The 11,167-nt window shown below is 64.9% G+C and carries 8 protein-coding genes; 5 read left to right on the forward strand and 3 right to left on the reverse strand.

Features of this window, described 5'->3' with window-relative positions; translation table 11 throughout:
* Positions 1-25: 25 nt before the first annotated feature.
* The 4 genes from ASC94_RS26310 to ASC94_RS26325 all read left to right on the forward strand — a co-directional run bounded on the left by ASC94_RS26310 (position 26) and on the right by ASC94_RS26325 (position 5,168).
* Positions 26-1,333, forward strand: a complete 1,308-nt coding sequence (locus tag ASC94_RS26310; protein ID WP_056403169.1) for an MFS transporter — start codon at positions 26-28, stop codon at positions 1,331-1,333.
* A gap of 4 nt (positions 1,334-1,337) precedes the next feature.
* Positions 1,338-2,468, forward strand: coding sequence for an ABC transporter ATP-binding protein (locus ASC94_RS26315; RefSeq protein ID WP_056403172.1), 1,131 nt, complete (start codon positions 1,338-1,340; stop codon positions 2,466-2,468).
* A gap of 94 nt (positions 2,469-2,562) precedes the next feature.
* Entirely contained in the window at positions 2,563-3,873 is a 1,311-nt protein-coding gene (locus ASC94_RS26320; RefSeq protein ID WP_056403175.1) for a lipopolysaccharide assembly protein LapB, read from the forward strand.
* Positions 3,874-3,938: 65 nt separating this feature from the next.
* On the forward strand, positions 3,939-5,168 hold the full coding sequence (locus ASC94_RS26325) for a DUF5009 domain-containing protein (RefSeq protein ID WP_082616854.1): 1,230 nt from the start codon (positions 3,939-3,941) through the stop codon (positions 5,166-5,168).
* Here the strand turns inward: ASC94_RS26325 and ASC94_RS33905 are convergent, their stop codons facing one another.
* The 3 genes from ASC94_RS33905 to ASC94_RS26340 form a co-directional block, all read right to left on the reverse strand.
* Complete coding sequence (locus ASC94_RS33905) at positions 5,169-6,284, reverse strand: acyltransferase family protein (protein ID WP_056403180.1); 1,116 nt, start codon at positions 6,282-6,284, stop codon at positions 5,169-5,171. It lies immediately after the preceding gene.
* Positions 6,281-7,318 (reverse strand): hypothetical protein, encoded by a 1,038-nt coding sequence (locus ASC94_RS33910; protein WP_056403181.1) that lies wholly within the window; start codon positions 7,316-7,318, stop codon positions 6,281-6,283. Before ASC94_RS33910 ends, ASC94_RS33905 begins: the two co-directional genes overlap by 4 nt.
* Positions 7,319-7,391: 73 nt before the next feature.
* Positions 7,392-10,034, reverse strand: a complete 2,643-nt coding sequence (locus ASC94_RS26340; protein ID WP_056403184.1) for a TonB-dependent receptor — start codon at positions 10,032-10,034, stop codon at positions 7,392-7,394.
* 357 nt (positions 10,035-10,391) lie between these two features.
* Between ASC94_RS26340 and ASC94_RS26345 the strand changes: the two genes are divergently transcribed.
* Complete coding sequence (locus ASC94_RS26345; RefSeq protein WP_056403187.1) at positions 10,392-11,132, forward strand: GntR family transcriptional regulator; 741 nt, start codon at positions 10,392-10,394, stop codon at positions 11,130-11,132.
* The last annotated feature ends 35 nt before the right edge of the window (positions 11,133-11,167 follow it).

The following is an 11,167-nucleotide window of genomic DNA, read 5'->3' on the forward strand; positions in this document are numbered from 1 at the left end:
CATATAACAACAGGATGACGCAATAATGGAAAAGACCACCACCCGCAGCCCCATGGCCTGGGTCCCCACGCTGTACTTTGCGCAGGGCCTGCCCTTCTTCGCCGTGGCGCTGATCGCCAGCCTGATGCTCAAGTCAATGGGCGTGCCGAACGACGACATCGCGCACTGGACCGCCTACATCGGCTTCGCCTGGGTGTTCAAGCCGCTGTGGAGTCCCTTCCTGGAACTGGCAGGCAGCAAAAAACTCATCGTGGTCGGTTTCCAGCTGGCCGGCGGCGTGTGCCTCGGCCTGGTGGCGCTGGCGCTGCAGCTGCCGTTCTGGCTGTCCGCCTGCGTGGCCGTGCTGGCCCTGGTGGCGGTCTGCTCGGCCACCCACGACATCGCCTGCGACGGCCTGTACATCGCCAGCCTGACTGAAAAGCAGCAGGCCGAATATGCCGGCTGGACCGGCACCTTCTTCAACGCCGGCCGCTTCATCTCGCTGGGCGGGCTGGTGATCCTGGCCGGCTACCTGGAAAAATCGCAGGGCGTGGTGCCCGCCTGGACCATCATCTTCTGCATCCTGGCCGCCACCATGGTGGCGCTGGGCCTGTACCACAGCTGGGCGCTGCCGCCGGCCTGGAACGTGGTGACGCCGGACACCACGGCGGCCGGCATCGCCCGCACGCTCAAGGACGTCATCATCGACTATGTCAACAAGCCTGGCATCTGGGTCTCCATCCTGTTCATCATCCTGTTCCGCGCAGGCGAGGCGCAGATCCAGACCATCGGCCCGCTGTTCCTGCGCGAAGCGCGCCACCTCGGCGGCCTGGGGCTCACCACGTCCGAAGTGGGCGCCGTGTACGGCACCACCGGCACCATCGCCTTCATCATCGGCTCCATCGCGGGCGGCTACTTCACTTCCTGGCTGAGCCTCAAGCGCGCCATGCTGTGGCTGATCCTGGCGGTCAACCTGCCCAACCTGGCGTTCTATTTCCTGTCCACCTACCAGCCCACCGACCTCACCGTGATCGGCGCGGCCCTGAGCGCCGAGATGTTCGGCTACGGCTTCGGCTTCGTCGGCATCATCCTCTACATGATGCAGGTGGTCGCCCCCGGCAAATACCAGACCGCGCACTACGCCTTCTCCACCGGCGTGATGCAGCTGGGCTTCGTGCTGTTCAAATACGTGAGCGGCAATATCCAGCTGGCGCTCGGCTACCAGAAGTTCTTCATCTGGGTGCTGCTCTCTGCCATTCCCGTGCTGGTGCTGTCGCAGCTCATCCCCATGACCTCGCGCGCCGCCAAGGCGGGACCGGCTGCCCCGGCGCAAGCACCGGCCACCGCGAGCTAAGTCCATGTCCAGTGTCAGCCTGAAAGGCGTCGTCAAGCATTACGGCGCCAAGCACCCCGTCATCCACGGCGTGGACCTCGACATCCGCGACGGCGAGTTCATGGTCTTCGTCGGCCCGTCCGGCTGCGGCAAATCCACGCTGCTGCGCATGATCGCGGGGCTGGAGGACCTCACCGCCGGCCAGCTGCATATCGGCGAGCGCCTGGCCAACGACGTGGCGCCGGCCGAGCGCCGCATCGCCATGGTGTTCCAGTCCTATGCGCTGTACCCGCACATGACGGTGTACGACAACATGGCCTTCGCCCTCAAGCTGGCCGGTCACAAGCCGGACGAGGTGAGGCAGATGGTGGAGCGCGCCGCCGCCATCCTGCAGCTCACGCCCCTGCTCAAGCGCAAACCGAAAGAGCTGTCCGGCGGCCAGCGCCAGCGCGTGGCCATCGGCCGCGCCATCGTGCGCAAGCCGGAAGTGTTCCTGTTCGACGAACCGCTGTCCAACCTCGACGCCAGCCTGCGCGTGCAGATGCGGGTGGAGATCAGCCGCCTGCACCAGGAACTGAACACCACCATGATCTACGTGACGCACGACCAGGTGGAGGCGATGACGCTGGGCGAGCGCATCGCCGTGTTCAACGGCGGCCGCATCGAACAGGTCGGCGCGCCGCTGGCGCTGTACAACAATCCGGCCAATCTGTTCGTGGCGGGCTTCCTCGGCTCGCCGAAGATGAACTTCATCCCCGGCGAAGTGATGGCGGCCGGGCCGCACTTCGTGGCGGTGATGGCGGCCGGCGGCGCGGTCATCGAAGTGGCGGCCCAGGGCGGCGAAGCGCAGCGCGGCGAGCGCGTCACCATCGGCATCCGCGCCGAGCACATGGCGCTGCGCCCGGCTGCCGTGCTGGAAGACCAGCTCAAGCCGCAGGAGGACAACCTGCTGCAGGCCACGGTGGGCCACGTGGAGTACCTGGGCGACCTGTCCATCGTCTACGCGGCCCTGCCGGGCGTGGACGACATGGTGGCCGTCAAGCAGGCGGCCGAGGGCCTGCAGCCGGCACCCGGCAGCGCGGTGCGCCTGCACCTGCCGGCCGGGCGCTGCCTGCTATTTGATTCCGACGGTCAAGCTTACGCACGTGCCATGTAACTGCGGTTACAATTCACGCACTTTTGAAACCCGGCGCGCGTCCCTTTTTATGGGAGAATATGCGTTTGTCTTTATCTAGATTGAAGGATTATCCATGTCCAAGTTTCGTTTCGCACGTACCAGCCTGATCGTTGCCGCACTCGGCCTGAATTTCGCACCGGCCCTGCTGGCTGGCGTGCACGCCGCTGAAAAAGCGGCGCCCGCCCCGGAAGCACCGAAGCCTGACAGCGTGCGTCCTGAACTCTTCAAATTGATGGACCCGGCCCAGATCAAGGAACTGATGACGGCCAAGAACTACGCCGAAGTCCAGAGCCGCATCACCCAGGCCGAAGCGCTGCCGAACCTGACGCCGTACGAAGTATTCGTGCTGAACCGCATGAAAGTATCGCTGGGCTCCGTCACCCAGAACAACGCCATGACCATCCAGGGCCTGGAAGCCGTACTGGCCTCCGGCAAGCTGCCGGCCGCCGACCAGGGCGACTTCATCCAGGCGCTGGGCAATCTGTACTACAACACCAAAGACTATCCGAAGGCCATCGCCACCTTCAATAAATACGCCGAAGTGACCGGCGACGCCACCAAGCTGCGCCCTTACGTGCTGCGCGCCTACTACTTCAACAACGACTTCGCCACCGCGAAAGCCGAGCTGCTGAAAGACCTGGAAGCGAACACCAAGGCCGGCAAGACGCCCGCGCTGGAAGAGCTGCAACTGCTGGCCAACACCGGCGCCAAGTCCAAGGACACCGCCACCTACCTGATTGCCGTCGAGAAGCTGGTGCAGTTCTACCCGACCGACGACTACTGGATCGACCTGCTGAGCCGCACCCAGGGCAAGGCCACCTACTCGACCCGCTTCGCGCTGGACGTGTACCGCCTGGAGAAAGCCGCCGTCTCGAAAATGTCCCAGGAAGACTACATGGAGATGGCTGAACTGGCGCTGCTGGCCGGCCAGCCGATCGAAGCCAAGAAAGCCATGGACGCGGGCTATGCAGCCGGCGTGCTGGGCACCGGCGGCAACGCGGACAAGCACAAGAAGATTAAGGCGCAAGCCGACAAGCAGGCTGCGGACGACGTGAAAAACATCGCCAGCGGCGAAGCGTCGGCCAAGAAATCGAAGGACGGCACCGGCCTGGTCAACCTGGGCTACGCCTACGTGACGCTGGAACAGTTCGACAAGGGTATCGACCTGATCCAGCAAGGTATCGCCAAGGGCGGCCTGAAAAACGCCGACGACGCCAAGCTGCGCCTGGGCTACTCCTACGCCATGGCCGGCAAGAAGGAAGAAGCCATCAAGGTACTGGAAACCGTGCAAGGCGCCGACGGCCGCGCCGACCTGGCCCGCTACTGGATCCTGTGGGTTAACCGCCCAAGCACCTCGGCAGCCGCCGCATCCGCCGCCAAGTAAGCCGCTCCACTGCTAAATGGGGTCAGGGTTAATTATTTAATTAACCCTGACCCCATTTTTTATCCATGCCACGTCTCCTCAGTCTCGACGCGTTCCGCGGTTTCGTCATCCTGGCCATGATCTGGGTGAACTATATTGCCGGCATGCCGGGCATTCCGTATTGGCTGGAGCACACGGGGCCGAAGGCGGACGGCATTACCGTGCCCGACCTGGTGTTCCCCGCTTTCCTGTTCATCGTGGGCATCGCCATTCCGCTGGCGCTGAACAAGGAAGGCGGGCGCTTCAGCGCGGCCTTGCTTGGCCGCTTTCTGTGGCGCGCCGGCAGCCTGATGGTGGCCGGCGTGGTGCTGGCCAATGCCTACCGCTACGACGCCACCGCCGCCCTGCTGCCGCGCGCGGTCTACTTTGTGCTGTTTTACGTGGCGATGATTCTGCTGTGGCGGCAGACGGCGCAGCGCGGCGCGGCCTTCTGGGCCGGGCTGGCGCTGATGGCCTTCCTGCTGCTGTCGTTCCGGGGGCAGCTCAATGCGGAATTCAGCAGCGTCTACCTGCAGCACACCTGGTGGGGCATCCTCGGCATGATAGGCTGGGCTTATCTGCTGTGCAGCGTGATCTACGTGGCGGTGGACAACAAGCGTGTGCCGCTGCAGCCTGCCCTGCTGGCGGCGCTGGTGCTGCTGATCGTGCTCTACCTGGCCGGCACGGCCGGCGTGCTGCCGCTGCCCCCGGCCTTGAATGCGCTGGTCAACGTGCCGCAGGTGCTGGGCTCCACGTCGGCCAACGTGCTGGCGGGGGCACTGGCCGGCACGCTGTTCCTGCGCCGCACGCCGCGCGCGGACGCCGGCCTGCCGCCCGACGCCGCCGCCGCCCCGCCGGCCGCCCTCCACCGCCGCCGCATTGTGCTGATGGGTGCCTTCGCGCTTGCACTGTTCGGCGCCGGCATGCTGCTGCGCCCACTGCACGGCATTAACAAGATCCAGGCCACCGAGTCCTACACGCTGGTGTGCTCCGGACTGGTGCTGGCATTGTTCCTGCTGTTCTACGTGCTGATCGACGTGTTGCAATGGCGCGCGTGGAGCGCGCTGCTGATGCCGGCCGGGGCGAACGCGCTGTTCGCCTATATCGCGCCGGACCTGTGGGAGCAGCTGGCGGCGGTGCTGCATCTGCCGCGCTGGTGGTGGCCCTGCCTGGAATCGGGCGGCGTCCCGGGCTTGCTGAACGCCGCCGTGCTGGCCGTGGCCATGATGGGACTGACGGCGCTGGCCAACCGTGCCGGCCTGCGCCTCAAGTTCTGATTACACCTTGATATAGACCCTGCGGCGGTCCATTGCGTAGCCGACCGCCCAGCAGGCCAGCATGAAGCACACCGCGAACAGCAGCGAGGCCACCTTCGGCGGCGCCAGGGACTGGAAGGTGTGCGCGTAGAGCCAGTCGTAGCCGTTGCCTGCTGCGGCCGGCGTCTTCACCAGGATCACCACCGCCAGCTCGGACAGCAAATAGATGAACAGGGTGTTCTTGCCGAACACTTCGAAGAAGTATGTCCAGCCGCGCTGTCCGCGCATCTCGATCACGTAGATCAGCAGCGGCAGCACCAGCAGGTCCAGCCCTGTCGTGTAGAGCACGTAGGAGCTGGTCCACAGCTTCTTGTTGATCGGGAAGGCCAGGTCCCAGCACAGCGCGGCGCCGAGGCAGAGCACGCCCGCCATCATCAGTTTCGCCAGCGTTTCGTAGTTGGCGCCCTGCGCCAGTATCAGCCTGCCGGCGAAGTAGCCGGCGATGACGTTGACGGTGGCGGGGATGGTGCCGAGCAGCCCTTCAGGGTCGAACGGCAGGCCCTCGCCGTGGTACAGGTGGCGTTCTCCCAGCAGCCACAGGTCGAACCTGGCGGGGGCATTGCCGGCCAGCGTATAGTCGCCGCCCAGCGCCAGCACCAGCCAGTAGCCCAGCAGCGCCAGCACGCTATAGGCCAGCGCGCCCCGTTCCTTCCAGAAGTGCAGGATCAGCGAGGCCAGGCCGAAGCATAGGGCAATGCGCTGCAGCACGCCGGGGATGCGCGTGCCGGACAGCGGAATCAGGCCCCAGTTGCCGGCACCGTCCTGCGCCACGAAGGGGAACCAGAACAGCAGGAAGCCAAGCAGGAAGATGATGGCGCTGCGCTTGCCGACCTTGGCCAGCACGGCGCCGTTGCCCATCCGCGCATACTTGGGCAGCGCGAAACTGAGCGCGTTGCCGACCACGAACAGGAAGGTGGGAAAGACCCAGTCGGTGGGGGTGAAGCCGTGCCACTGGGCGTGCAGCAGCGGCGCGAACACGGCGTTCCAGTCGCCCGGGGTGTTCACCACGATCATCAGCGCGACCGTCAGGCCGCGCAGCACGTCCAGCGACAGGTAGCGGCTTGCCGCCGCCCTCACCTGCCCGCCTCCGCAGCCCGGGCAGCCCGGGCCAGCGCGCGCGCATAGGCGCCGGGGGGCACGCCGCGCATACCGCTGCAGGCGGCGTCGGCGCCCTTCACGTCGGTGCGGCACGGCGTGTCGCGGTCCACCGACCAGAAATGCAGGCCGCCCAGCCCCAGCTTGCGGGCGCCGCGCGCCATGGCCTCCATGTCGGCCAGGGTGAAGATGTTTTCCACCACGTCGTTCACGCCTATCATGGCGGTCAGCTCGATCTGCCGGTATGGCACCCGGTACTTCTCGTGCACGTTGCGCGCGGCCTGCAGCGCCGAGGCGCCCATGTCGCAGCGGCCCTTGCGCAGCACGCACACGGCTTTCGCGGCAGGGCCGTAGTCCATCACCATGATATTCAGCACATAGTCCTGCAGGCCGTTGCGGCGTACGGATTCCAGCACCGTCTCCGCCATGCCGTTCAGGCTGCGGCGGCTGCCGTCCGAGGCTGCATGCGTGGCCACCGTAAAGCTCATGCGCAGCCGCGGATGCTTCGCCTGCGCCGCAACAATGCGCTGCACCAGCGAGTCCACCTGTTCCGGCGTCTGCCCGGCTTCGATGTCGAAGTCGATGCCGATCAGCTGCGGCGACGCGTAGCGCTGGATAAAGCGCTCCATGCCTTCTTCGCTGCCGCAGGTGAACACATTGCCCTGCCCGCCGGTGGAGATGATGTAATCCACGCCGGCCGAAGCAAACGCCGCCACGTTGGCGTCCGCCACTGCCTGCGCCGGCTGCCCGCCCCAGTTTTCCTCGCCGCATTCTCCGCTGGCGAAGGCCCAGGTCAGGGGCTGCCTGCTGTGCTCCAGGTAGGGCAGGCGCTTGCCCTGCGGTGCTACGGTAATGACGTTGCTGGCCGGGTCGTTGTGCAGGGCCAGGTGCTTGTAAGGACTGTAGACCACGCGCGGCGCAGCCCCTGCCGCGCCGGCCGCGTCGGCCGCCTTGGCCGGGTGGGCCGAGCCGAAGATGGCGCCCGCCAGCAGCGCCGTTTTCATCAGATAGTGCATTCCCGCTCCAAAAAGAAAAAGGCAGGACCTCCGAAGAAGCCCTGCCCTGTGTTGCGTCAGACTTCAGCGGGCATTACATCTTGCCGCGCACGCCCAGGAAGAACTGCTTGCCGTTCTTGTAGAAGGCGCGCGGCTGCTCGCGGGTGGTGGCGTAGGACTTCAGCAGCGGATCGTTGAGGTCCTTGCCTTCGAACGACAGCGTCAGGTTCTCGGTCAGGTTGTAGTTCAGCGCCAGCGACACGGTGCCCACGTCGTCCTGGTAGATCGCGCTGTTGCGGTCCAGGCCATTCAGGAAGGCCGAGCGGAAGCTGTAGTTCACGCGCGCGCTGAACTTGTCGTTCTCGTAGAACACGCTGGCGTTGTACGAGTTCTTCGAGGTGCCGATCATGCTGCAATCGCCCAGGTCCGCGCAGGCCGATTTTGGCGCCTTGCCGGTTTCCTTGCCGTCCGCGTAGGTGTAGTTCACGCTGGCGCCGAAGCCGTTGCCCAGGTCCTGCGAGTACTGCAACTCTACGCCCTTCACGCGGGCCTTGGTGTTGAGGGCCGAGCTCATGTTGTAGTTGGTGATCGAGTGCGTGGACTGGTTGAAGAACTGCGCCACCGAGGAACCGAAGGTGACGTAGGAGCCCAGGTGCATGTCGTACACGCTCATCGCGATCAGCGACTTCGGCATGAAGTACCACTCGATGCCGGCGTCGACGTTGTTCGAGTAGATCGGCTTCAGGTTCGGATTGCCGCCGGTGCCCGAGAAGGTCAGGTCGTTCAGGCTCAGCGAACCGAGTGCGCCGAAGTCCGGACGCGCCAGGGTGCGGCTGGCCGCGCCGCGCAGCACCACGTTGCTGGCAAGGTCGGTGCGCAGGTTCAGGCTGGGCAGGAAGTCGTTATAGGTCTTCGAGGTGTAGACCGGGTTCCATACCGTGTTCGGCGAGCCGTTGGCCACGTTGATCTCGGTCTTCACGAAACGCACGCCGAAGTTACCGCTGACCGCGCCCACGTTCAGGTCCGCCATCGCGTAGGCGGCATGCGCCTTCTCGGCGATCTGGAACTCGTTCTGGTAGGCGTGGCTGTCGAAGGCCACGTACTTGTCGCCCCATTCCTTCATCGAGCCGGCGGTGAAGGTCCATGGGTTCTGCAGCACGTTGTCCAGCGGGCTGGTCGGGTAGGTCGTCAGGCCGGTGGGACGGTTGGCCAGCAGCGAACCGGCGGGCGCCACGGTACCGGCCAGCCAGGTCAGCTGGCGGTCATGCTTGGCGGTGCGCAGGCCCATGCGGATGGTGGGCACCAGGTCCCATGGGGTCTTGTAGGTGCCATCCACCTGGCCGTAGGTTTCCTTGTCCTTGGCGGTGGTATCCGACGCCCAGCCGCCGAAGAAGTCGGCGCCGGTGCGCGGATTGAAGGTGCCCGCGTTGTCCACGGTGACGGTGGCCGGCGACATGCCGTTCATGGTCAGGCTGTTGCCGGCATAGGCCAGCCAGGCTTCGTAGCCATAGTCGCGCGCATAGCCGGTGCCGCGCGTGGTGCCCACCTGGCCGGTGAATTTCAGGTCGTCGTTGACGCGGTATTTGAAGTCCACGTTGACGAACTTGGAATCGCTGTACGAACCCGGACGGGCGATGATGTCCTGTACCGAGGGGCCCATGTTGGCGCAACTGGCCACCGGGCAGGTTTTCGGGAAGGTGATCGAAGTGATCTGGTTGCCGGTGATGGTATAGGCCGACGGCACCACACCGCCCACGCCGGACCAGTTGTTGGACAGTGGCTGGTACGGCGCCAGCATGAAGTTGGCGTTGATGTTGTCCGCGTCCAGGCGGGTGTACAGGCCGCTCACGTCGAAGCTGAAGTCATTGTTGACTTTCACTTCCACGTCCACCATGCCGCCCTTGCGCTCGCGCTTCTGCTGGAACAGCGAGGAGCCGGTCAGCATCGACAGGTATTTGTTTTCCACTTCCGGATTCTTGGCGATCCAGTCAGGCGCGAAGCCCTTGGTCAGCTTGTCCCACCACAGGAATTCCTGGCCCATGCGGCGCAGCGTGCGCTTCTCGTCGAATACCTGCACCAGCACGCCCAGGTTGTTCTCCTGGTTCTTCCAGTTGGCCAGCGCGCTCACCTGCAGGTCGGTCTTCTTGGCCGCGTCGCCGTAGGCGCCTTCGATGGAACCCATCAGGGTCAGTGGCTTCTTGAAGCTGAGCGGCTTGCGGGTTTCGATGTCCACGTTGCCGGCCGCGCCGCCCTCGGTCAGGTTGGCCTGCGAGCTCTTATGCACGGTCACGCGGCCGATCAGTTCGGACGGGAACATGGAGTAGCTGACCGAGCGGCCGCCGCCGGTGATGTTGGAGATGTACCAGTCGCCGCTCGAGACGGTGTGGCCGTTCAGCGTGGTCAGGGTCAGGTTGGAGGGCGTGCCCTTCAGGCTCACGCGGTCGTTCTCACCGAAGCCGCCTTCGGCGCCGCCGGCCGTGGCGACGGACACGCCTGGCACGCGCTGCAGCGAGTCGGCGACGCTCTTGTCCGGCATCTTGCCCACGTCTTCGGCGGTGATCACCTCCACCAGCGAATCGGCGTTACGCTTCTGGTTGATCGACTGCGCCAATGCGGCACGCACGCCGGTCACGGTCACGACCGCGTCGGGCGTCTTGGATGCATCCTGCGCCATGGCGGCGGTGCTGGTAACCAGGATGGCGACCGCAGTGGCGATCGGTGTCAAATTGCGCTTCATGTACTCCCCCTTGATTGTGGCCTTCGTCGAAGGCCCGTCCGTTTTAAGTAGATCCTCTTGCAGACCGCCGCGCTCCCCGCAACGCCCCACCGATCCATCTATACAACCACTAACAAAACCAATTCAACGCCAATATACTCCCATCCAATACCAGAACACTACCAATTTTCGTATTTTTTTCACATGTTGTTTGCACCACACAGACCACTTTGCCAATATTTCACGCCCGTTAGCGCTACCTCCCTCTGTGGCTGGTCCTGGGGCATGCAAACCGCTAGCGTGCCGGTCTTTTTTTGGTATTATCGGATCGCATAAAGCCGCGCCACGCGGCACATAAAAATTGACAGGGGACGAGACATGACATCGCTTGCACAGATCATGCAGCACCTGGGGCAGACCAGCAGCCAGCCCCTTTACCAGCAGTTGCAGCGGGCGCTGCGCGAAGCGATCGACAAGCGCATTTTCGGCCCGGACGAGGCACTGCCGGCCGAGCGCCAGCTGGCCAACGACCTGTCGATTTCCCGCATCACCGTGCGCAAGGCCATCGACGGCCTGGTGGATGAAGGCTTGCTGGTGCGCCGCGCCGGCTCGGGCAATTTCATCAACACGCGGATAGAGAAGAACTTCGCCAAGCTGACCTCTTTTTCGGAGGACATGCGGGCGCGCGGCCGCACGCCGCGCAGCGTGTGGCTGAAGCGTTCGGAGGGGACGGTGACGCCGGAGGAAGCGCTGCGGCTGCGGCTCAGCCCCGGTGCGCCGGTGTACCGCTTCAACCGCATCCGCTATGCGGACGACATACCGATGTGCCTGGAATACGCCACCATCGTGGCGGGCGCCCTGCCCTCGCTGGAGGCGGTGGACGTGTCGATGTACGAGGCGCTGGAGCAGGCCGGCAACCGGCCGGTGCGCGCGCTGCAGCGATTGAGCGCGCTGCTGCTCACGGGCGAGCAGGCCGCGCTGCTGCAGGCCAAAGAGGGCGACGCCGGGCTGGCGGTCGAGCGGCTCGGGTTTCTGCGCGATGGGCGGGCGGTGGAGTTCTGCCGCTCTTACTTCAGGGGCGACATGTATGATTTCGTGGCCGAACTGAGTACGCCGTGACGCTGGCGGGTTACGGCGCCCCGGCGCCTAACCCG

It is taken from the genome of Massilia sp. Root418 (genome assembly GCF_001425265.1).
Classification (GTDB): domain Bacteria; phylum Pseudomonadota; class Gammaproteobacteria; order Burkholderiales; family Burkholderiaceae_D; genus Rugamonas.

Excerpts from the sequence above, each read along its gene's own strand:
- ASC94_RS26320 (WP_056403175.1), top strand. The coding sequence starts at position 2,563 with ATGTCCAAGTTTCGTTTCGCACGTACCAGCCTGATCGTTGCCGCACTC.
- ASC94_RS26325 (WP_082616854.1), top strand. The coding sequence starts at position 3,939 with ATGCCACGTCTCCTCAGTCTCGACGCGTTCCGCGGTTTCGTCATCCTG.
- ASC94_RS26315 (WP_056403172.1), top strand. The coding sequence starts at position 1,338 with ATGTCCAGTGTCAGCCTGAAAGGCGTCGTCAAGCATTACGGCGCCAAG.
- ASC94_RS26340 (WP_056403184.1), bottom strand. The coding sequence starts at position 10,034 with ATGAAGCGCAATTTGACACCGATCGCCACTGCGGTCGCCATCCTGGTT.
- ASC94_RS33910 (WP_056403181.1), bottom strand. The coding sequence starts at position 7,318 with ATGCACTATCTGATGAAAACGGCGCTGCTGGCGGGCGCCATCTTCGGC.
- ASC94_RS26310 (WP_056403169.1), top strand. The coding sequence starts at position 26 with ATGGAAAAGACCACCACCCGCAGCCCCATGGCCTGGGTCCCCACGCTG.
- ASC94_RS26345 (WP_056403187.1), top strand. The coding sequence starts at position 10,392 with ATGACATCGCTTGCACAGATCATGCAGCACCTGGGGCAGACCAGCAGC.